Annotated in this window: 27 protein-coding genes; 14 read left to right on the top strand and 13 right to left on the bottom strand. The window is 49.7% G+C overall.

Annotated elements, in window-relative coordinates; translation table 11 throughout:
- The first annotated feature begins 99 nt into the window (after positions 1-99).
- From lafA to BIT28_RS06330, 10 genes are all read left to right on the top strand, one after another.
- Positions 100-969 (top strand): lateral flagellin LafA, encoded by an 870-nt coding sequence (lafA, locus tag BIT28_RS06375; protein ID WP_075762809.1) that lies wholly within the window; start codon positions 100-102, stop codon positions 967-969.
- A 321-nt stretch (positions 970-1,290) separates the two neighbouring features.
- Entirely contained in the window at positions 1,291-2,628 is a 1,338-nt protein-coding gene (fliD, locus tag BIT28_RS06370; protein ID WP_075762808.1) for a flagellar filament capping protein FliD, read from the top strand.
- Between the two features lie 14 nt (positions 2,629-2,642).
- A complete protein-coding gene (fliS, locus tag BIT28_RS06365; RefSeq protein WP_075762807.1) occupies positions 2,643-3,032 on the top strand; it encodes a flagellar export chaperone FliS in 390 nt (129 codons plus the stop codon).
- Complete coding sequence (locus BIT28_RS06360; RefSeq protein ID WP_083651749.1) at positions 3,025-3,327, top strand: hypothetical protein; 303 nt, start codon at positions 3,025-3,027, stop codon at positions 3,325-3,327. Before fliS ends, BIT28_RS06360 begins: the two co-directional genes overlap by 8 nt.
- Before the next feature lie 3 nt (positions 3,328-3,330).
- A complete protein-coding gene (locus tag BIT28_RS30175; RefSeq protein WP_075762805.1) occupies positions 3,331-4,407 on the top strand; it encodes a flagellar hook-length control protein FliK in 1,077 nt (358 codons plus the stop codon).
- Positions 4,408-4,422: 15 nt separating this feature from the next.
- On the top strand, positions 4,423-4,905 hold the full coding sequence (locus BIT28_RS06350; RefSeq protein WP_075762804.1) for a flagellar basal body-associated FliL family protein: 483 nt from the start codon (positions 4,423-4,425) through the stop codon (positions 4,903-4,905).
- A gap of 7 nt (positions 4,906-4,912) precedes the next feature.
- The gene (locus tag BIT28_RS06345; protein WP_075762803.1) at positions 4,913-5,641 is read left to right on the top strand and encodes a FliA/WhiG family RNA polymerase sigma factor; all 729 of its coding nucleotides are present in this window, start codon (positions 4,913-4,915) and stop codon (positions 5,639-5,641) included.
- 8 nt (positions 5,642-5,649) lie between these two features.
- Positions 5,650-6,507, top strand: coding sequence for a flagellar motor stator protein MotA (gene motA, locus BIT28_RS06340; RefSeq protein WP_075762802.1), 858 nt, complete (start codon positions 5,650-5,652; stop codon positions 6,505-6,507).
- Positions 6,507-7,502, top strand: a complete 996-nt coding sequence (locus BIT28_RS06335; RefSeq protein ID WP_075762801.1) for a flagellar motor protein MotB — start codon at positions 6,507-6,509, stop codon at positions 7,500-7,502. Before motA ends, BIT28_RS06335 begins: the two co-directional genes overlap by 1 nt.
- A gap of 121 nt (positions 7,503-7,623) precedes the next feature.
- On the top strand, positions 7,624-7,917 hold the full coding sequence (locus BIT28_RS06330; protein WP_075762800.1) for a hypothetical protein: 294 nt from the start codon (positions 7,624-7,626) through the stop codon (positions 7,915-7,917).
- 120 nt (positions 7,918-8,037) lie between these two features.
- On the opposite strand, the gene BIT28_RS06325 is transcribed toward BIT28_RS06330, so the two are convergent.
- From BIT28_RS06325 to flgB, 12 genes are read right to left on the bottom strand one after another with little or no spacing between them, the layout of a single operon-like run.
- A complete protein-coding gene (locus BIT28_RS06325; RefSeq protein ID WP_075762799.1) occupies positions 8,038-9,081 on the bottom strand; it encodes a hypothetical protein in 1,044 nt (347 codons plus the stop codon).
- A 15-nt stretch (positions 9,082-9,096) separates the two neighbouring features.
- On the bottom strand, positions 9,097-9,993 hold the full coding sequence (gene flgL / locus BIT28_RS06320; protein WP_075762798.1) for a flagellar hook-associated protein FlgL: 897 nt from the start codon (positions 9,991-9,993) through the stop codon (positions 9,097-9,099).
- A gap of 9 nt (positions 9,994-10,002) precedes the next feature.
- Positions 10,003-11,376, bottom strand: coding sequence for a flagellar hook-associated protein FlgK (gene flgK, locus BIT28_RS06315; protein ID WP_075762797.1), 1,374 nt, complete (start codon positions 11,374-11,376; stop codon positions 10,003-10,005).
- 5 nt (positions 11,377-11,381) lie between these two features.
- A complete protein-coding gene (locus BIT28_RS06310; RefSeq protein ID WP_075762796.1) occupies positions 11,382-11,948 on the bottom strand; it encodes a rod-binding protein in 567 nt (188 codons plus the stop codon).
- Between the two features lie 9 nt (positions 11,949-11,957).
- Positions 11,958-13,043: a flagellar basal body P-ring protein FlgI gene (locus tag BIT28_RS06305; protein WP_281251556.1), complete on the bottom strand. Its 1,086-nt coding sequence runs from the start codon at positions 13,041-13,043 to the stop codon at positions 11,958-11,960.
- A gap of 38 nt (positions 13,044-13,081) precedes the next feature.
- Positions 13,082-13,759 (bottom strand): flagellar basal body L-ring protein FlgH, encoded by a 678-nt coding sequence (flgH, locus tag BIT28_RS06300; RefSeq protein WP_075762794.1) that lies wholly within the window; start codon positions 13,757-13,759, stop codon positions 13,082-13,084.
- A 10-nt stretch (positions 13,760-13,769) separates the two neighbouring features.
- A complete protein-coding gene (flgG, locus tag BIT28_RS06295) occupies positions 13,770-14,555 on the bottom strand; it encodes a flagellar basal-body rod protein FlgG (RefSeq protein WP_075762793.1) in 786 nt (261 codons plus the stop codon).
- Positions 14,556-14,603: 48 nt separating this feature from the next.
- On the bottom strand, positions 14,604-15,335 hold the full coding sequence (flgF, locus tag BIT28_RS06290; RefSeq protein WP_075762792.1) for a flagellar basal-body rod protein FlgF: 732 nt from the start codon (positions 15,333-15,335) through the stop codon (positions 14,604-14,606).
- 28 nt (positions 15,336-15,363) lie between these two features.
- Positions 15,364-16,551, bottom strand: a complete 1,188-nt coding sequence (flgE, locus tag BIT28_RS06285) for a flagellar hook protein FlgE (protein WP_075762791.1) — start codon at positions 16,549-16,551, stop codon at positions 15,364-15,366.
- 27 nt (positions 16,552-16,578) lie between these two features.
- Positions 16,579-17,256, bottom strand: a complete 678-nt coding sequence (gene flgD / locus BIT28_RS06280; protein ID WP_075762790.1) for a flagellar hook assembly protein FlgD — start codon at positions 17,254-17,256, stop codon at positions 16,579-16,581.
- Positions 17,253-17,690 carry a flagellar basal body rod protein FlgC gene (flgC, locus tag BIT28_RS06275; protein ID WP_075762789.1) on the bottom strand — a complete coding sequence of 146 codons (438 nt, stop codon included), beginning with the start codon at positions 17,688-17,690 and terminating at the stop codon, positions 17,253-17,255. The genes flgD and flgC overlap by 4 nt, the downstream gene beginning before the upstream one ends.
- 4 nt (positions 17,691-17,694) lie before the next feature.
- Positions 17,695-18,057, bottom strand: a complete 363-nt coding sequence (gene flgB / locus BIT28_RS06270; RefSeq protein ID WP_075762788.1) for a flagellar basal body rod protein FlgB — start codon at positions 18,055-18,057, stop codon at positions 17,695-17,697.
- 76 nt (positions 18,058-18,133) lie between these two features.
- Between flgB and flgA the strand changes: the two genes are divergently transcribed.
- The 4 genes from flgA (at position 18,134) to BIT28_RS06250 (ending at position 20,715) form a co-directional block, all read left to right on the top strand.
- Positions 18,134-18,928, top strand: a complete 795-nt coding sequence (gene flgA, locus BIT28_RS06265; RefSeq protein ID WP_075762787.1) for a flagellar basal body P-ring formation chaperone FlgA — start codon at positions 18,134-18,136, stop codon at positions 18,926-18,928.
- A gap of 70 nt (positions 18,929-18,998) precedes the next feature.
- On the top strand, positions 18,999-19,280 hold the full coding sequence (gene flgM, locus BIT28_RS06260) for a flagellar biosynthesis anti-sigma factor FlgM (RefSeq protein WP_075762786.1): 282 nt from the start codon (positions 18,999-19,001) through the stop codon (positions 19,278-19,280).
- Positions 19,281-19,314: 34 nt separating this feature from the next.
- A complete protein-coding gene (flgN, locus tag BIT28_RS06255) occupies positions 19,315-19,797 on the top strand; it encodes a flagellar protein FlgN (RefSeq protein WP_083651748.1) in 483 nt (160 codons plus the stop codon).
- A gap of 72 nt (positions 19,798-19,869) precedes the next feature.
- The gene (locus BIT28_RS06250) at positions 19,870-20,715 is read left to right on the top strand and encodes a lytic transglycosylase domain-containing protein (RefSeq protein WP_245823659.1); all 846 of its coding nucleotides are present in this window, start codon (positions 19,870-19,872) and stop codon (positions 20,713-20,715) included.
- Between the two features lie 102 nt (positions 20,716-20,817).
- Here the strand turns inward: BIT28_RS06250 and BIT28_RS06245 are convergent, their stop codons facing one another.
- Complete coding sequence (locus tag BIT28_RS06245) at positions 20,818-22,074, bottom strand: adenylosuccinate synthase (protein WP_075762784.1); 1,257 nt, start codon at positions 22,072-22,074, stop codon at positions 20,818-20,820.
- Positions 22,075-22,137 lie beyond the last annotated feature (63 nt).

Raw genomic sequence — 22,137 nt, 5'->3', positions numbered from 1 at the left:
AAAATTTTTGTCTTTTTTAATTAATGTTTTCAGAAACACGTCCGCCTTATTACATCGAGCAGGAAACATTCTGAAAGATGGACAAATAGGAGAACTATCATGGCTCTATCGATGCATACGAATTACGCTTCTTTAGTAACTCAAAATACACTGAACAACACATCGAACTTATTGAATACAGCAATGGAACGCCTAAGTACGGGTTTCCGCGTTAATTCGGCTGCCGATGATGCTGCAGGTCTTCAGATAGCTAACCGTCTAGAGATTCAAACGCGTGGTATGTCTACAGCGATGCGAAACGCCCAGGACGGTATCTCAATGATGCAGACAGCTGAAGGTGCGATGGATGAAATGACCAACATCGTATACCGAATGAATGACCTGGCAACCCAGGCATCAAACGGCTCGGTAACCCCTGCTGACGGTGTGGCACTAAACAAAGAGTTCCAGCAGCTTAACGAAGAGCTAGTCAACATTCTTGAATCGACCAACTTCGGTGGTAAAGATCTTCTAAATGCAGCCGGTGCCTTCGGTGCAGCTGCGGTTAACTTCCAGATTGGTACCAACGCAGGTGACCAGCTTGCTGTTGACGTCTCGACCGAAGTGGGAGCAATCAACACCACTGTTGGCGCTGCAGGTGCTTTCGCACTGGGTGACATCAGCACAGCTGCGGGTGCACAAACTGCACTGACAACACTGAAAGGTGCTAGCGGCGATGCTGGTCTTCTGAAAGAAATTGGTGATGCGCGTTCTGCACTAGGTGCCAACATCAACCGCCTTGAGCATACAATTACTAACCTTGGCAACATGGTTGAAAATACTACAGCTTCTAAAGGCCGTATCATGGATACTGACTTTGCAGTTGAATCTTCGAACATGACCAAGAACCAGATGCTGATGCAGGCAGGTACTAGCGTACTGTCTCAAACCAATCAGCTACCTGGTATGGCAATGTCGCTGCTTCGCTAATCAAGCTGTAACAAAGCTTAGCCAACCACTCCATAAAGCCTCCATCACGGAGGCTTTTTCTATACATCCGCCCTTCTGTTTATCTCGATCAGGATTAATTTCCCCACTATTCCGTCGCCTTATTTAACTAGCTTCCGTGAATAGCCTATCGCTCTGAACCATCGGAATAGCGGAAATGCCAAGCGGAAGTAACAGGCGGAAGAGCCTCTTCCGCAAGCTAATGAAAAACCAAACAAAACCTTAATATTTTAATGAGTTACATGACATTTCAAACTGGCACGTAACTTGCCAGTAAGAAGACTATTAAGAAGGAGTTCTGCAATGAGTATGATGGACCCAATCACCATGGCAACCCAGTTAGCCACGTTTGATGTACAACCATTTCAGCAACGTTATCAATTACAGGCCGACAAGTACCAAAGCCAGCTTTCGGCGTTGGGGAAAGTCGAGACTGCCCTGCGTGAGTTCCGCACCGTAATCGATAAAATGAACAGTGCAACTGCGAGCGTGATCAAAAACACCGCAACCCTGTCGCAGGAAGGCAACTTTACCGCCAATGTGGATGCCAGTGCACTCAATGGAAGCTACCAGATCTTTGTCGAACAGGTTGCCACTGCGCACCAAGTATCGACCGGTATGCCAGCAGGCACTACTGCCGATACCCAAATCCCGACAACAGGCACGCTCGATTTCACTCTTAACGGTGAGGCTATGTCAATCGACCTCTCTACCGTTGATACAGACGGCGACGGCACAGCCACTCTGACCGAACTCGCAGCGGCCATTAACAATGACAGCACCAATCCGGGCATCAACGCCACCCTTGTACGTGCCAATGGCGAAACCCACTTTATGCTGTCCAGTACGGATACGGGCGTTGCCAACACTATCAACGTCAGTGCATCCGGAACAGGGCAAGCATGGTTTGAAGACGCTTTCACCAACCTCACGGATATCAGCACTCCCCAGGATGCGAAAATCTGGCTTGGCGCGCAGGGCTCTGGCCTGGCACTAACAAGCAGTTCCAACACCTTTTCAGATGTCATTACAGGTGTCGATATCACCGTGACTAAAGCCCAGGCCGCTGGTGAGCAACCGGTAGGGTTAACCATAGGCGCAGACCAGGAAGCGACCAAAGAACAGCTAAATGCCTTCATCGATGCTTATAACAACCTGGTATCGACCATTGATGGACTTACCGGCTCAGGCTCTGAGGATCAGCAGCGCGGCGTACTGGCTAGTGATCCGACCGTACGCTCTGTCGAAAGCCAGTTAAGCAACTTGCTCCGCACCCAATACAACGGCAAGAGCCTGATGGAAGTCGGTCTGAGTATCAACCGTGAAGGCAAGCTGGAGCTCGATACCGAACGTTTTGAAGCTGCTCAGGCTAATGGCAGCTCATCGCTAGAAGCCATGTTCAATGGTGACGGCAACTTATTCGACTCCCTTGATCAGGCTATCGACCCTTTCCTTAAATTCTCAAACGGCTTGTTCAAAACCCGTAAGGATGCGCTACAGCAGAACATTTCCCGCATCGATGACAAACAAGCCACTCTCGAGCGTAAGTATCAGATGTCTTACGACCGTTATCTGGCGCAATTTACCCAAATGAACAGCCTAATGACTCAAATGAACCAGACCGGCAGTCTGTTCGCCTAGTACAGGAGTACCCTATGTTAATGCAAGATTCTGGCTTTAACTCATACCAACAAGTTGACCTCGATGCCCAAGCAGCCTCTGCCAATCCTCACCAGTTGGTGCTGATGCTGATTGACGGTCTGCTCGATGAGCTTACTCGCATCAAAGGCCACATCGATGCCAAGCGCCTGGCTGAAAAAGGGGCTGGGATCAATAGATGTATGAATATCATAATGGGTCTTGATAGCGCCTTAGATCTTACCAATGGCGGTGAAATTGCTGCTAACCTGCACGATCTTTACGACTTTTCACAAATCGAGCTGTACCAGGCGAGCGTCAACAACGACAACGAGCGTATCAGCAATGTAGAGCGCATCATGAGCAATATTCGTGAAGGCTGGGAAGGGTTTGGTAAGCATGCCTAAGGTCTCGCCTCAGACGTTGCGCCAGCTAGCAAACCAGCTGCAAGCTGCCACCCGGGATGAAAACTGGCAGGCAGTAAAGCAGCTGGATTTGCAGCTGCGCCCAATTTTGCTTGCGTACAGAACCATTCCTCACTCCTCTGTTCTCGAGGCTGAACTCGCAAAGTTAAAACAGGGCCACCAGCTCGCCTACTCAGCGCTTTCTACGGCCCGAGACAAAGTAAAACAGCACATTGATTCTGCCCCAGAGCAGAAAGAGCGCATCTTGGCTTATCAACTGGCTATGGACATGGAGTAACCGATGCAATCAATGACTTCAACCACTGTGGGCAGTGCGCCGACGACTACCCCCCCATCATGCAGCAAGGGTGATGAAATCACGGTGATCGCCTCATCGGTGTCACCATCGAGCAAGAATGAACAAAGAACCGAGAGCAACTTCAGCAAAGCTACTGGCTTCTCTACCCACTCGGAACAGAAAAGCAGCAGTGACGATATCGCACTCGATGTACACGTTAGCGGCATTGAAATGACTATATTCTCCGCTGCTCACATTCACCCATACAAACAGGAGCAAGCGCTGAAAGGCTTCTCCCCAAACATAGATACAGTGACTAACACCTTGGGACTGGAGCGGGTTGGAACCATCCCTGGCACAACAGCTCATGTTGGGCTAAGTCAGCTGACTACCGCCTCGCAATCGCTTCAGCAGGCTACAACCTCCGGCCAAGCCGACTCAGACGCCATTGCAAATACTGCCTGGACTCAGCGCCTCGCTAACGACCTCCCTGTAACCACTTCATTAAACGGAAAAATGAGTGAAATACTGGGGACAAAGGCCGAGTCAGCAAACATTTCACCTCTTATCACCCTGTCTAGTGATGCGGCAAACCCCGCAGTTTCTCAGGGGCACTCCCAGTCACAAGCGACACCGGTTCGTGCCGTCTGGGCCAACATGCATATGGATCCCTCGCAAGGAAAATGGGGGGAGCAGATGCTCCACGTATTGCAGGATCGTGTCTCTTTACAGGCAACCCAGAACTTACAGGAGGCCCGCATTCGCCTAGACCCGCCCGACTTAGGCAAACTTGATGTGATGGTGCGTGTTGATGGGGACCGCCTAAGCGTTCAAATCAATGCCAACCATGCCGCTGTTCGCGATGCCCTGGTACAAGTTTCCGAGCGTCTGCGCGCAGAGCTACAACAGCAACAATTCGTCCATGTTGACGTGAATGTCGGTTCAGAAGATCAGGGACAGGCAGCGTCTTCCCAGCACCACGAAGACGACAACTACCAGCCAGTCGTGCAGCACTCTAACGAGAGTTCCGACTACACCACAGACACAACATCAGAACACTGGTTATCTACCACCGCCTAGGAAGGAGCCTGACTCATGACTAAACAAAATTATGCCTTTATATTTTTTACTATGCTCCTGATCAGCATTGTTGTATCGGCGGGAACATTTACCGGCACGGTCTGGTACCTGAAAAAGCACAATAGTTTTAACCTAAGCGAAATTGTTGGCAACTTCTCGCTTCAAGATGACACTCGTGCACAACAACCTTCATTCCACTCTTTGGACAAGCTCGTACTCAGCGTGAAAGGACAGCGCCAAACGCACTTTGTCATGCTGGAGCTAGCCCTGGAAACTCACCAGCCAGAGCAAATCAAAAACATTGATAACTACATGCCAGTAGTTCGAAACTCCCTGCTCAAGCTTTTCAGCAACAAAACCTACGAGCAACTGCAAAACCAGCCAACCATTGATTCTTTGCAAGAAGAAATCAAAGAAACGCTGCTCACAGCCTTTGCCGACACTCACCTCGCGAATGATATTGACGATGTACTGCTCACCAAGTACGTGGTTCAGTGAGGCCGGTATGCTAGATATGAACCCAGCCGGTCAATACGGCTCCGAACCCGAACTAACACCTACCCAATCCTCCTTTAACGAGGATTTACTGATCAAAAAACACCTTATGTTGGTCAAACGGGTAGTAAACCAGCTTAGAAGCCATACCAGCACCCACTGCAGCATTGAAGATATGCAGCAAATCGGCCTGCTTGGTCTGCTCGAAGCAGCTAGACGCTATGAGAATGTGGAAGACCCCAATTTCCCGGCCTTCGCCGTCTGCCGTATCCGCGGCGCAATCCTTGATGAATTACGTCGTTTAGACTGGCGATCTCGGCAAACTCGCCAGCAAGCCCACGAGCTAAACGACGTGACACGTGATCTGATGAAAAAGCTCAAGCGCCAACCGACCGAGGCCGAAATCATCGAAGTACTGGGAACGGATAAAGACGATTACCAGCAACGCCTTCACGCGAGTATGGCCAGTGAAATGCAAAGCCTGGATCAACTCATCGAAGCCGGCACAGACCTGTCGACATCTGAACACAGCGACGGAATTAGTCATGAGCAGATGCGACGAACGTTGGAAGTGGCACTGGCCAAGCTCAACAAACGGGAGCAACTTCTACTCACACTGTTCTACCAACACGACATGAACCTGCATGAAATCGCATTGGTGCTGAGCCTTACCCCGCCCCGTATATGCCAGCTTCATAAACAGGCCCTAAAACAACTTAACCACTATTTGTCTTCCTAGGAGTATTCATGCAAAAGTTTACTGGTGCGATCATTATCATTTTATGTGTGTTTGGAGGCTACCTGTGGGCAGGGGGTAACCTATCGGCTATCTGGCAACCTGCCGAGCTGTTAATCATCGTGGGAGCTACTATTGGCTCACTGATCATCGGCAACCCCCCTCATGTGCTGAAAGAAATGCGCCGTCAATTTCGCCTTATTATGTCTGCCCGTAATGACGAACAGACATACTACATGGAGCTGATGGCATTGATGCAATTGCTGCTAGAGACCATCCGCACCGGCGGGTTCAAATCTCTTGACCAACACATTGAAGATCCTGTCAACAGTGACATTTTCAGCCGTTTCCCTCTTATTAAGCAGGATCCGCACCTTATTTCTTTCATAACAGATAATTTACGTTTAATGGCAATGGGACAAATGTCGCCTTATGAACTAGAGGGGCTACTCGAGCAGGAAATAGAAGCCATTGAACAGGACTTACTTCTACCCTCCCGCTCAATGCAACGTACAGCCGAAGCGCTACCAGGTTTTGGAATCTTGGCTGCGGTGATGGGTATCATCATCACTATGCAAGCCATTGATGGCTCTATCGCGTTAATTGGCTATCACGTTGCCGCCGCTCTGGTAGGCACATTTTTAGGCATTTTTGGCTGTTACTGCATTCTTGATCCTGCGAGCAACGCAATGGCACAACGAGTAAAGCGTGACATGTCCGCCTTTGAATGTATTCGAGCAACACTGGTTGCGTATGTGGCAAAAAAACCAACCTTACTAGCCATAGACGCTGGCCGAAAACACATTCAGCTGGACATAAAACCGTCATTCAACGAAATGGAAAAATGGTTAGCTGAACAGGAGGGATAATGCAAAAAAACGAGCAAGTTGTCTTTAAACGTTCTGTCCGCCGCCATGATGACAGCCATCATGGTGGTGCCTGGAAGGTTGCTTTTGCAGACTTTATGATTGCTCTAATGGCACTATTCCTTGTCCTTTGGCTAATGCAAGTTGTCGATCAACAAGAGCGACGAGCCATCGTCGCTTACCTCAATAGCTCGAGTATCTTCGACGAAGGCTCGGGCAACCCTTTTGATACCTCCAGCAGCTTATCCCCTATCGACTTTGGTGGTGATGCTAGCGATCTCAGTTCGCACAATGCAGCCATGACCGTCAGCTCGTTTTTTGACGGTAATGGTGACGGTCCAGAGAGTGACGCGTTAGTTCCAGGCTCCTTCGAAACCCAGGAGCAGCTCACTATTTTGGCGAAGGTCGTTGAGGAAATGGTGAAACAAATAGCCGCACAGGGCAACGTGATGGTCGATGTCACCCCCCAGGGCCTGCGGATCATCTTGCAGGATAACTACAAACAGCACATGTTCAGTCGCGGAGGATCGCAACTTACTCCTTTCTTTGAGGATTTGCTGCTAGCAATCGCACCGGTGTTCAAAAAAATCCAGAATCAGCTCATTATCAGTGGTCACACAGATGCCACCCAGTTCAATAGCCACTTCAGCAGCCAATCAAACTGGGAATTGTCAGCCTCTCGTGCCAATGTAGCCCGTCAGACTCTGATCGCTGGCGGAATGCCTGAACAACGTGTTTTGCAAGTGGCCGGGATGTCCGATCGCGCACTCCTGAACGTCGATGTTCCCGAGGCCAGTGAGAACCGCCGAATTGAACTCTTTGTTCTGACTACCCCGGCAGCGCAAGTCGTCGATGCCCTGTTTGGCAGCAGCCCTGGCAACGAAATCGACAAAGCCCGTCAAAAGGCAGACTTTAATCAACCCGTGCTACGTCGTGACTTAGCCCAACATACCGTTTCACCCCAGAGTGAAAACATGGCTAATCTCTCGCAGCTATAGCCGTACTCAGTTTATTCAAACAATACGAACGATAACAAACCAGAAGGTGTTGCCCTGCTGATATATCTTAGATAGTCGTCAGATAGCATCACCTTAGTTTCGCTGTAATTTAAGGCCCATTATGTCTCGTCAACAGGTAAGAACAAGAAAGCCTGATAGCCTACAGAAGGTCTTTTTGTGGCTCATTCTTATCGACTACGGCCTTCTTTCAATGTTCTTGTTTCAACTAACGTCACTGACCTTGCAAGCCGGCACCGCTATCAGCCTCTTGCTGGTTTTTTACAACGCTATCCTGACATTCTTCTGCTTCCAGCGTGCCAACCGAAGCGATGACTCTTACATCATCTATCCAACTCTGTCAGCTACCCTGCTGGCATTTATCTGCTTTCTATACTTTTTTTTCTTACTGGCCTAACTTCACGGTACCATTTGCAACCTGCACAGTTCTCATAAAAAAAGGCTGGCAACTAAGCCAGCCTCTTTAATGCAAGAAGAAGTGCGACAAAGGGCAGCACAGCCTGCCTTGCCGCTCTATTTACCTTAACAAAGCGACCACGGTATGGCGGTGGACATTGGCCTGTGCAGAGACGGCTTGATAGGTAGTCGTAAAGTTAATGTTTGCCATATTGCTCACTGTATCCAGCTTGCCTTCAATCGCCTTTATGTCACCTAGCTTGCTTTGAGCTTGGACCTGCACCATTTGCTTGGCAAGCTCGCCCTGATAGGCTTTGATATCATCAAGACTTTGCTGCACCTGGCGTAAGTGCTGGTTCACTTTACCCAGGGCCTGGCGAATGCCGCCGTGGTTGCTTAAATTAACCGCCCAGTCTTCCACCCCTTCAGGTTCTGGCTGCAGCTTAACGACATTCGGCTGGCCGGCAGGATAACGGTGGCCCTGACCGGTAACCATAACCTGCTGCATATTGGTAAAGTCAGTATTTTTGGCGCGGAAAACTAACTCTCCCTCTTGGGAGGCCGCTGCCCGCATTCCGAGCGGGATCAGACTACGATCAATTTGACCTACCAGCTGCTTATCGTCCACCTGGCTATTGAAGTTTATTATGACGGTCCCGGTTTGGGGGAAATCGAGGCGGATCTGCTCGTTCTGCTGACGCTGACGGGAAAGATTGAGTCCCGGCACTGTGAAGCTTCTTGCCGCTTCTTGTTCAAGCTGGACACGAAGTTGCGAGTCCAGCACCCGACGGCCATCACTGGTTGCACTCTCCAGCCGTTGCTTGATGCTCTGTTGCATAGAAGCAACCTGTTGAACCGTAGTAGGCAAGGCAGACTGATGGCTATTCAAAGCCTTTGTCAGCACCTTTTTCATAGAGAACAGCTCACGACCGACATGTTGCAGCGCCTGATGGGCAACTTGTACAGTCGTAACCTGCTGCTGCCCCTTGACTAACAACGTTTTAGAAACAGAATATGCCCCCTTCGGTAAGGGGGCATATTCTTGCGATGGTGCCGAATGAGGTACCCTGGTCTTATCAGCCACCATTGACGGTGCAACAGTGGCCTTACCCTGTCCGGTTAGCCTGACACCTTGCTGCCGGACTTCTGCCGTAGAACTCACCATATCGTATCTTTGACCTTACAATCGATTAAACAGAGATAAGTCATTGATCTTCACATAACTGGCCTGAGTCGCCTCAAGGGCGCTCATATAGTTGGTTAAACGAACCGAGGCTTCTCCATAATCGAGAGCTTCTAAATCACCAGTCACCTTATCGACAAAGAGCTTGTTTTCTCCGTGACTGCTTTCAAGCAAATCAAGATTGTTGTGGCGTCCCCCTATCGAGGTCATCGCACCAAGTATATTGCCAAGGGTGCTATCTATAGCAGCAAGCGTACTATCCACTTCGGCCTGAAAATTGGCGGTGGGATTCTGAAACTCTGTAATCATACGGTCGATCTGGTTGATCACATTGTCTCCCCCCAGATCCAGTATTTCCTGTGCCGTCAGATTAGACTCCATGGTCACTCCCTTAGCAACCGTGACGACTCGCTTATCCGCATTACCATCGATTGCGTAGCCGTTACCCGTTACTGACACAGACGGCGTGTCAGTTTGGGTCCCCGAGAAGAGGTAATGGCCTTCCTCGTCTTGGGCGTTGAACGACGACAACAGAGAATCTCTCAAGCTTTCCAGCTCACTGATGATACCGGCGCGATCCTCATTGGTCATGCTCCCATTAGCCCCCCACAACACCAGTTCACGCATGCTCTTGACCGTTTCATTGGAAGCATCAAGATACACTTCCTGGCTTGATAGCGCGGTTTTCACATTTTGAATGTTGTCTTGATACTGATTGATTGCACTGCCTTCTCGTGACAGGTTGAGCAACTTAATCGAATCGATAGGTGCATCAGACAGCTTGGTAATTCGCTTACCTGTAGACATTTGCTGCAACACTTCCCCCAAACCGGCGTTGTTGGTGTGCAGACTCTGCAGCATCATCTGACTAAACTGGGTATCACTGATCCTCATTGCATCCCCTTAAAATAACTTTAAAACAGTATCGAACAACTGGTTGGCTGTACTGATCACCTTCATGTTGGCCTGGTAGGCATTGGCAAAAACCATCAGGTTCGCCGCTTCTTCATCACTGTTAACAGCACTCAGATTATCTCGTGCAGCAACAGCCTGCTGGTTCAAGCTCTCGGTCGCCTTATAATCGGACGTCGCCTGACGCGTCTTGATCGCCGTTTCCCCTACCATCGACGAAAAAGCATCATTCAGGGTGACATTGCCAAAACCTGAAACAGAAAAGGCCTGATTGCTGATACTGATTAGGTCCTTAAGCACATCGCTATTGCCCGGGTTACCGTCGGATGAAAGAGCAAGCTCCTCAGGCGTAAGACCTGTAATATCCAGACTTGCCGATGGGTTGGCAGGATCGTAGGTAAATAACGGGGTTCCCGGGTTATTGTTAAGATCTTTACCCGTAGACAAGGTGTTATTGAATGCATCGGCAAGCGAGGCTGCCATATCGTTCAAGGCATCCTGATATGGCTTGATAGCTTCAACCTGATATGCGGTAATGGCACCGATTTCACCACCGACCTTGCCGCTGACAGAAAAACGCTGACCGGCAAACTCTACATTCAAATCCGCCAGATACGGATCTGAAGGATCCGGCATGGCTGCCAGTTGAGCCGCCTCTCCCCCCAGTACCAGCGGCTGTCCCGATGCCAATGTTACCTGGAGGCTGCCATCGGGCTGATCGGTCGTTTTGATATCAACGACTTGCGACAACTGACCAATAAGGTTATCACGCGCATCCAACAGCTGGGCGGGATTGCCATTTGTCCCCGAAATTTCAACAATCTGACGATTAATATCAGCAATGTTATCGATAAGGCTGTTAGCATGCTCGATAGCGGCCCCACGCTGATCATTCATGTCTTTATGCTGGGCATGAAGGGATTCTGTCAAGGTCTTAAAGCGGTGAGACAGGGCTTCCGCCTCGTTGATTATTTGCTGGCGAAGCGGGAGGGATTCCGGCTTGACCGATGCATCATTCAACGCAGCAAACAAGGTGTCTAAACCAGCGGAGAGATTGAAGCCATCGGCCCCAAGCATATTTTCTAGCTGACTCATGTTGGTCAGGTACCGGGATGAATAGGATGCCTGACTGTTCGTCGCCCAGGTCTGCTTGACAAGGTATTGATCAGTCACTCGGCGAATGCTGGTTACCTCTACCCCGCCACCCGCACTGTAACGATCATTGTTACCGGGGCCCAATGCATTCATCATTGCCTGCTGGCGGCTGTACCCAGGTGTATTGACGTTTGCCACATTTTGAGCCGTCACATCAAGCGCGGCCTTATTGGCATTCAATCCGGTTAATGCAATATTAATCAAACTCATTGCTGTTAAAGCTCCATCTTACGAATCAGTGGCTGCTGAAAAGCAACGGTGCTCCTCACCACTTTATCGCTATCTTTTAAAGCGACTTGTGATTCATAGGCGACCTTAGGCCCGGCTTCGTTAAGAGGTTTAGCAGCCTGTGCCTGCTGGTTTTGAGAGCTCGCTTCCAGCTTTACTCCTGGCCTCATAACCTCTGAGCCCCCAGCTTCATTAACAGGCTCGACCATTTTTACCACCGCCTCCGCCTGGCTCGGGCTTAATTGCTTTACCAGCATGTCGGCAATACCGCTGTTCTGTTTTTTAGCCATCTCAATTGCCAGTTGGCCATCATAAAAATCGCGATATACGCCCTGCTCCTTGCTTGAAAAAGGATTGTCCTCTGGAGACAAAACGTCGCTACTGCTACGCATCTGTCGCAGCACCATTTGCAAAAACAGCGCCTCAAACTGGCCGGCAACAGACTCCAGCGCCTGTTGCTTGTCACTACTATGCCTAATATTGGCGAGCGCACTGTTGTCGTGATACAGCATGGCTGTATATTGGGTACTCTCACCGTTACCTTCAACTTTCATCAAGACTCCTTAAATCACAACCAGCTCAGCATTGAGCGCACCAGCTTCATGCAAGCCTTGCAGAATAGACATCAAGTCATCCGGTGTCGCACCAAGGCTATTAACCGCATTCACAATCGTATTGAGCTCGGTCCCTTCCGGCCAAATATACATTTGTGCCTTATCCTGGCTAATGTCTACGGTTGAATCATTGACCACGGTAGTTTCACCCTCGCCAAAAGCATTGGGCTGGCTTACCTGCTGACGCTCTGAAATAGTAACCGTCAGGCTGCCATGGCTGACCGCCGCTTCGCTAACCTGAACGTTTTTACCCACCACAACGGTGCCTGTTCTGGAATTAAAAACGACACGGGCTGGTTTACGCCCTTCCACGACAGCCAAGTCTTCTAGCATCGACATGAAAGTCACCCGCTGCTGGGTATTGCGCGGGGCCCGCATTTCAACCCGACCTTTATTAATAGCCGTCGCGACATCAGGACCGAATGTTACATTGATAACTCGGGCAATATTCTTAGCCGTGGTGAAGCTGGGCTTACGCAAGTTAAGAGTAATTGTTGGTTTATCGTTGAAGTCTGATGGTATTTCGCGTTCCAGAGTCGCACCGTTTGGGATCCGGCCTGTAGTTGGCGTATTAATGGTAATTTTCGACCCACTCCGCCCTTCTGCCTGCACACCGCCGACAACAACATTGCCCTGAGCAACGGCGTACACTTCGCCATCAATACCTCGAAGCGGTGTCATCAGCAAAGTACCGCCACGCAGGCTCTTGGCATCACCAATTGAGGACACCACGATATTCAGCTCCTGCCCCGGTCCGGCCATTGGCGTGACATAAGCGGTAACACTCACAGACGCGACATTTTTTAACTTGGGATCTGTTTTATCGCCGATCTGAACCCCAAACTGGCGCAGCATATTGGTAATAGACTGGCTGGTGAATTTCACCTGGTTTCGATCACCGGTTCCATCGAGGCCGACGACCAGACCGTAACCCACCAACTGGTTATTCCTGATTCCCTGAACATCGACCAGGTCCATAATCGGCATTGGTGCTGATGCGCGAGCAGGCTGGGTCATGAAGGCTGACACACCCATAACCAGCAGGAGAAAAAGCAAGGTGCTGAGTTTGTTCATTAGTAAGGCATCCATGGGCTGTTAAAGAACTGGGTAAGCCAGCCGGCGGCATTGCTGTCGGCAAGAGCTCCCCGGCCGGAATAGGTGATCCGGGCATCCCCGATACGCAGTGATGACACCTGGTTGCGACGGTCGATATCATCAACACGAACAATACCCGTCAGACGGATGAACTCATCGCCCTGATTAAGACGAATCCACTTTTCACCACGTATTCGAAGCACCCCGTTTGGTAACACTTCATGCACAGTGACAGTAATGGCCCCTTCCAGCTTATTACCCTGCGAGCTGGCCGCCGAGCCATCAAAGGCTCGGTTGGAATCGATACCTACGGCGAGATCATCGATAGCATTAGTGCCGAATGTCGGAGCGGCAAAATTGACTGATGATCCCTTGTCATACTTGGTATCTGCTTTTTTACTCGACTGAGTTTCCTCGTCAAGCAAAATAGTCAGCACATCCCCGATACGGTAGGCCCGGCGATCCTGGAACAACGTCATCATATACTGGTGACGATACAGGCTCCCGTCGGCAGCATCCGGCAGGGAATAATCCAACGGCGGCGGGGCATAAGCCTCATCGTTTGGCTCCGGCGGAACAAATTCCGGACGCACACTACACCCAGCGAGCAGCGAGCCCGCAAGCAAAACAACAACAGGGGAAGTAAGCCATTTCATCACTGCCTCCTTACACCGACTGTGCCACGAACTTCAGCATATCGTCGGCAGCAGACACTACCTTGGCATTCATCTCGTACGCGCGCTGGGTCGTGATCATGTCAACCATCTCCTCCACCACCTGTACATTCGAGCCTTCCAGTGCCCCTTGCTTGATGCTACCGGCACCATCCAGACCCGCAATCAGCTCGTCGGCCTGGCCGCTCGCTTCAGTTTCTCGGAACAGGTTGCCGCCTACGGCTTCCAAACCAGCCGGGTTAATAAATTTAGCCAGCGTAATTTGGCCCAGCTCCTGGGGCTGAGGATCTCCGGCAACGGTTGAGGTCACGATTCCGTCAACACCGACAGACAAGCTTGTGGCGTTTTCAGGGATTTGGATTTGCGGCGACAGCGGCAGCCCCTGGCTGTTTACCATCAACCCCTCGGAGTTAACATGAAACTGGCCGTTGCGGGTATACATGATTTCCCCGTCTGAATTTTCGATCTGGAAAAAACCCGCCCCCATTACAGCCAGATCCATTTCCTGACTGGTATTTTGCGAGTTGCCCTGGGTAAATACCTTCTGAGTACCCACCACACGGACACCGCTGCCCAGTTGGACTCCGCTCGGCAGTTCATTAATCTGGTCGACCTGTGCCCCAGGCTGACGCTGAATGCTATAGAACAGATCCTCAAATACCACACGATCGCGCTTGAAGCCCACCGTATTGACGTTCGCGAGGTTATTGGAGATGGCTGTCATCTTGGTATCTTGCGCCGCCATCCCTGTTTTACTTACCCATAATGCTGAATGCATTGCTCTCTCCTAACTGTCTAGTTTCGGGCTCACCTACTCAAAGGGACCTTAACGGCTGCTCATCAGGCGATTACCGGCCTGGGCCAGCGTTTCGGCTGTTTTCATCATCCGTACCTGCATTTCAAAATTGCGCGTTAGCGACATCACGTTCACCAATTCATCAATGGCTGAAACGTTACTGCCTTCCAAATGCTCGGCAGCTACCGCGACTGTTGCATCAGCCGGGAACTCACCACCATCGCGGGCATGAAGCAGGCCGTCACTTTCTTTTTGCAGCTCGGTATAAGCCGGTTTGACCAACTTTAGCTGGCCAACCTCAACTTCTGCCCCGCCGCCCGGCGGGATCACCGAAATAACGCCTTTATCACTGATCTCAATATGCTGATATTCAGGCAGAGTGATCGGATCCCCTTCTGCCATCAGCGGGAAACCGTTCACTGTCATGTTGCCCTGCTGATCGACACGAATATTACCGGCACGGGTATAGGCTTCATTGCCGACCGGAGTTTGCACGGTAAAGAAACCCTCACCATTAATTGCCACATCAAGGTTGCGACCGGTCTTAATCAGATCACCCGAGTCAAACCGTGTCGCGGCAGAGTTCGTCACCACCATGGTGCGACCATCAAAGCCCGCACCTTGCAGCTGAATACTCTGTACCCGTTCCATATCTGCACGAAAACCCGCGGTGTCTGCGTTTGACAAATTGTTGGAGCGCACGTGCTGGGCTTTCATAACCCGGCTAGCACCAGTGGTGGCGGTATATAGCAAACTATCCATTGCTCAATCCTTAAAATCTGTCATCAGGCTAAACTGCATTAAACAGCGCCTGGGTCAGTTGATCGGAAGTTGAAATGGTTTTTGCGTTAGCCTGGTAGTTTCGCTGGGCTGTCATCAGGCTGACCAACTCGCTGGTCAAGTCCACATTAGAGCCTTCCAGTGCACCTGCAGTCAGACCACCCAGGGTACCGCTACCCGGTACACCGTTAATCGGCGCACCAGAGCTGAAGCTTTGCATCCAAGATGTATTACCCGTTTTAACCAGGCCCTGAGCATTGGCAAAGTCAGCCAAAATTACCTGCCCCTGAAGCTGAGACTGACCATTGGTATAAGTGGCAAACACCATGCCGTTGTCTTCAACACGTACACCAGCCAATTCACCTGACGAGTAACCGTTCGGACTGTTGGTACTCACACCAAAGTCGGCGCCAAACTGAGTTGTACCGTTAAGGCTGATATCTATGCTCACTGGCTCAGCGCCGGGAGCAGGAAAGGCAATATTGAAGTTTCCGGTTGGCGTAGCCAGTGTGCCATCGGTATTGAAGGTGACGGCTTCGGTATGTACGACCGAACCGCCATCAACCTGAACATGGACATCCCATTGGTTGTCACCGGTTTTTGCAAAGTACTGCGTCACTGTATGTGGGTTGCCCAGTGAGTCATGAATCTTCGAGGTATATGACGAGTTGAAGGTATCGGTATCAGTGGCATCAAAAGGTGTGGTAGTTGGCACATTCACTCGCGCATCAAAGTTGGCAACAAAGTCAATTTGATCCGTCGCTTTAGCAGAAAGTGATGATGTGGTGATGCGCAGATCGCTGACTGCACCAGTTTGTAGGCGATTATTACCGTCAACCCCATAGCCTTGCAGCTTCATGCCATTGTTGCTAACGATGTTGTTATTTTTATCAGTCCCAAAAACTCCGGAACGGGTATAAAGCAGTTGGCCAGTGTTGTCCTTGGTAACAAAAAATCCCCCTCCGTTAATCGCCAAATCCAGCGAGCGTCCCGTGCCACTTACTGAGCCGTTCTTGTCGAAATTCTGCGAAATGGAAGCAACTTCTACCCCACCTGGCTGCATGCCGTTGTAAACCGCAGAAAATTCAGTACGTGACTCTTTAAAACCGGATGTTGATACGTTGGCGATGTTGTTACTAATGGTATTTAGCTGAACATTGGTTGCGCCCAGCCCACTTAATGCAATATCAAAACTCATAAGATCCTCTTTTCGAGTGATGTCGGGTTAAGCCCCAAACTGGCTAATCTGATAAAAAGGTACACTGCCGACTCCAGCCACATTGACCAGCGCCGCGCCACCGTTGCTTGGAACACGCACCTGAGAAACCTCACCGGCCAATAGTAAGGCAGGCTGTGCCTGTCCCTGTTCGACTTCGACTGAGATGGTATAATTACCCGGCTTCAAACCGAGGGCATCAGGGTCGATAGTAAAATCAACATCGCCCTTGCCTCGCGCTCCAAGTGGCATCTTGGTTGTTTGGCCGTAGTCATCTTTAATCAGCAAAGTCACCTGGTTGGAGGGATGTGCTAATTCAATTTTGCCCTGTTGGGCCTGCCCGGAAAGCTCGAATTCACTTGTATTGACATAAACGGTTTGTCCGACCAGGCCCGCTGTTGAAAGTACTTGCATGTTGTCGAGCAATACCATGCTGTTTTGCATCACTTTCGACATGTTTTCTGTACTTTCAACCTGGGAGAACTGTGCCAGCTGACCGACGTATTCGGTGCCATCAAGCGGGTTAAGTGGGTCCTGGTTCTGGATCTGCGCCACCATCAGGGTAATAAATTCATTCTTCAGCGCACCCGCATCATTCATATCTGCCGGGTTAGCCTGAACCTGACTCTCGGAAGTGGTCACGGCAGGTGTATCGCTGCTTAGCGCGGTAAACTGTGCAAGGCTCATCGGCTGCCCTCACCTAAGCGCAACAGCCCTTGCTGCATACTTTTCACATTGCTCAGCACTTCAACATTGGTCTCGAAGCTTCGGGTTGCCGACATCATGTCTGCCATCTCAGATACGACATCAATATCCGGGTAATAGACATACCCCTCATCATTGGCCAGCGGGTTATGGGGCTCAAAGCGCTTTTCAGCATCGCCCTTGTTTTGAACCACATCAACAATCCGTACTTCCGCATTTGGGTAACTGTCATTACGTGTCGTCAGTTGGGTGTTGCTGTATACCGTCGCAAACACGGGCTTGAGTGCCTGATAGGCATCATCAGGGTTAGCCGACACGGCATCAGCATTGGCCAGGTTACTGGCGACAGTATTCAACCTTACGGTCTGTGCTGTCATCGCCGATCCCGCGATGGAATAAATATCTGTAAATGACATGGTATTAACGTCCCTCTATCGCTTTCGCTAGACCGCTAAACTTCATATTGAGAAAAGTCAGGCTGGTCTGAAAACTCATGTTGTTCTGGGTGAACTTGGCCTGCTCGACACCCAGCTCCACCGTATTACCGTCTTTCGAGTTCTGGTATGGCACTGAGTACTGCGCTGAGATATCAAGTTGTGGTACCGGCTTATCGACCTTGTTTGAGCCTGTGTTTTTCATCACTGTTTCAAAACTTAAATCTTTTGCGAGATACCCAGGCGTATCGACATTTGCTAAGTTACTGGCCAACACCTTGGTGCGTTGAACTCTGAAGTTGAGCGCATCAGGGTGAACACCTAGCGCATTTTCAAAACTGATCGCCATTGATTCTTCCTTAGGTCTGGCTTGCATCACATCTTATAGTCAAAATGCGTGCCAAAAATTTAGGTACTATTTATCAATGAGTTACAAAGAAACACGGAAGCGGAACTTCCGCCAGTCGGAAGTTAAACGGAAAAAAGGGAAGTGGGGAAAAGGCTTGGCCTTCACTTTCCTGATGCTTGCAAGGTCCGTATATGCCCAACAGGAACCCGAAAGTACAACCGTGAAAGCCGATCAGCTTCATATGCAGATACGCACCCAGATTACGGAAGAGATTCAGACCTTCGCCATCCGTCACCAATGGCAAGATCTGGAAACAGATATTGATATTGCAATTCCTGCATCAATCTATCATCTGCCCGTGTGTCCTGAGCCAATGATCATCAGTGCAAGCGATCAGCAAGCCCTGCCGATCGGCAACCTGAAACGTCAGGTTAGCTGTGACAGTGCAGAGCAAAAGTGGCGAATAAACACTACGGTTAAAGTCCGCATCAAACTGCCGGTTGTCGTTGCCAAAACCACCATCAATCGTGACACTAAAATCGATGCCAGCATGCTGAAAATGCAGACGCTGTCATTGTACCGCAACAAAGATTTCGTCACCCAGTTCCAGGCCATCATCGGAAAACGTACCAAGCGCCGTATCCGCTCAGGACAGTTAGTAAGTCCTTCCTATCTCCAGCGGCGTTGGCTTATAGAAAAAGGAGATGAAGTACTGATAGTTGCAGTTAAGGATGGCATGCAGGCAAGCATGAAGGGCATTGCCATGGAGAATGGGGCTGAAAGTGAACAAATCAGTGTGAAAAACTCCCGTTCGTCCAAAATTATCCGGGCCACTGTAGCCGGGAAGGGAAAAGTCCAAACAATCTTTTGATTATTGTTTAATAAAACGGATCACACTGCCGCTCTAAATAGTTAGTAGAGAGAAATAGGAGCCACCAGCCATGAAAATCGATAAAGTGATTGGCACACACGTGCAGCCAAACCAGTTAGGTAAACCAGAGTCAAAAACTTTACAGCTATCATCGGCGACACAAACAGCCGAGCCCCAAGTGAGTATCGATACTCAGTTGCTATCAAAGGCACAAGATTCATTCAATCAGCTGCCGGATGTGGATATGGCCAAAGTAGAATCCGTGAAGCAGGCATTGGCACGAGGTGAGCTTGATCTAGATATTTCAGCCCTGTCCAGCGCACTCATGCGTTTCCATACCGGGCATGAATAAGCACATTTAACTAACTGGCTATAAGTAGCCATATATGGATACCAACCTATCTGGGATCAGGGAGGCGACAATGGCGAATCCAATCAATAAACAACAGGCTATCATGCTGATTATGAAAGGTATTCAGCATGATGTTCGCCAATATAAGCAACTTCATCAACTGATGGTTGAACAGCAAGAAAGCTATCTGAAATTTGACGGAGAAGCGCTCCAGGAATTGATTGCCAAACAGCGGCCATTAATAGCCAACCTGAGTCGAAGTGCCGCAAAGCGCTCTGAACTGATGGCACTATTGGGGCTAAGCCAAACCAAAGCAGGCATGGCAACCCTGCTCCAGGCATTACCCGAAAAACTCAAGAAACCAATGAACGAGTACTGGCAAACTTTAGAACTGTGTATCCGATCATGTCACCAGCTCAATCAGCTTAACGGACAGATCTCAGCATCTTATAGCGAAATGCTGCAGCAGGTGAATAATAAGCAAAGCTACTCATCAGGTAATCTTATGCAGCTCTAGGATCTGATGGAACTCAATTATGTTCAATCATGGATACACGGTCGCAGGCATACTTACAGGGTAGCGGTAAGAATGCATAAAAGCTTGATTGATAGCATTACGACAAACCGTTTACCACTCATGCGGGATCTGCTCCGTCGTATCAGAGCTTGGCTGCACCTCGTATTTTCGGGTAAACCCAGCCCGCTCTGCCTGAGTGTACTCATGTTAGCTGTGCTTACCTACCCGAATCATAGTTACAGCACCATAAGCACTGCAAACCAACAGCATTTTCAATCTCAGGTCAATCACCATTACCAAATGCTCCTCCCCCACCAGGAATTGATTAACCAGCAATTTCTGCGTTTTCTGCCCACGGTCCAACAAATCATCGGCCAACTGGAGAAACACCAACTGCCCAAGAGCCTGGTTCTCATCCCTATGTTGGAATCGACATTCAACCCTACGGTGGTATCACCCGCCAATGCCGCTGGTCTATGGCAGTTGATGCCAGCAACCGCCAAGCGATTTGGCCTTAATGTGAATGAGCGGCAAGACGAGCGTTTTGACGTTAACCGCAGCACCGAGGCAGCTATCGCCTACCTCCGGTTTCTTTACCGGAAGTTTAACCAAGACTTGATGTTAACCCTGGCTGCCTACAATTCAGGTGAAGGTCGAGTGCAGCGAGCAATGAACCAGCAAGACAAACAACACTTTCCCTCACTTCACTTACCGCAAGAAACCATTAATTATGTACACAAGTTCTATGCCCTGATGAATATTGTCGATATCGCAGGTCTCAGCCGCAATAGACTTTTAGACGCAGTCACTATGCCTTCTAACTCGCTCGATGCGCAGCAAAAAGTTCTGCTGAATGAACTGTTCGAAATTCGGCAAGTCATCAACATGAAACCAGTACCACCACTTATAAGCCTTTAGTGCTCAATCATGTCTTTTTGCAATAAATATGACAAACAGGCTGACCATTGCTGGCCAGCCTGATTGCTTCCCTGGGTATGTGAACAACTCCTAACCGCTGTATTAGCGATTAATCATTTGCTCACGCTCCGGGCCTACCGAAATCATTTTGACCGGTACACCCATGAGTTCTTCGATACGCAGTACATACTTCTGCGCGGCAACTGGCAGACTTTCGAATGTACGGCATCCGGTAATATCTTCGCTCCAACCTTCCATCTGCTCATATACTGGCGCAAGTGAAGCCGTTTGCGGCCAAATTGGGTTCTCGCTGTGTTCGCCGTCATAATCAACACAGATCTTCAGATCAGCCATGCCGCTCAGGCAATCAAGCTTAGTTAGCGCAATCTCGGTCGCAGCCTGAATTTCCACCCCGTTACGCGTTGCAACGGCATCAAAATAGCCCATATCACGCGGACGGCCGGTAACTGCACCATATTCGTTGGCTGACTCACGGAATGCATCTTGCTCTTCCATCGCCGTGATCAGGGTACCGGTGCCCACAGATGAACTGAATGCCTTGGCAACCGCAATAACACGCTCTGGGCGCAGTGCCGGCAAACCGCTACCAATACCAGCGTAGGTTGAGATCACGTTGGATGATGTCGTCCACGGGTATTCGCCGTAAACCAAATCTCGTCCAGCACCCAGCTGTGCTTCAAACAACAGATTTTGCTCTTTTGCCTGTAGCTCTTTCAACGGCAAGGTGACATTGCAGATTGCATCACGCCAAGGTGCTGATACTTCAAGCAGCCACTGTGTCATTTCTTCAGCAGTCTGCTCAAATTCAAAGGATGGATACAAAGCTTTAAGCTGAGGCAGTTTCCAATCCATCATAAACTGAATGCGCTCACGCAATACTTCTGGCTGTTTCAACCAACCAACCAAGATACCTTTTTTCATGACTCGGTCGCCATAAGCGGGCGCTATGCCCTGACGTGTCGACCCGTAGGCACCATCACCCAAGCGCTCTTCTTCAAGTGTGTCTTCAATAGCGTGGAGTGGAAGACAAAGCGTCGCACGGTCTGAGATACGCATGTTGACGTTAACGCCAGCAGCTTTTACCTCAGCCAATTCTTCGGTTAATGGCGCCGGACTGATCACCATGCCTGGACCTAGCACCGCAATACAATCAGGATTAAATACGCCGCTTGGAAGCTGGTGCAGCTTGAATGTGCCAAACTCGTTAACTACGGTGTGGCCAGCATTGTTTCCGCCCTGAAAACGAATACTCGCTGAGGCCTGATCGGCTAAATAATCAACGATACGGCCTTTGCCTTCATCACCCCAGTTCGCACCAACAACAACAATAGACGACATGATTAACTCTCCTTAAAAGCGATGCCACTATCCTATTCCCCAGCTTGAAATAAGAAAAATTAA

Source organism: Photobacterium proteolyticum, assembly GCF_001939735.1.
Lineage (GTDB): Bacteria > Pseudomonadota > Gammaproteobacteria > Enterobacterales > Vibrionaceae > Photobacterium > Photobacterium proteolyticum.
Note: the sequence above shows the minus strand (reverse complement) of the source record. Positions and strands in the feature narration are given on the sequence as shown.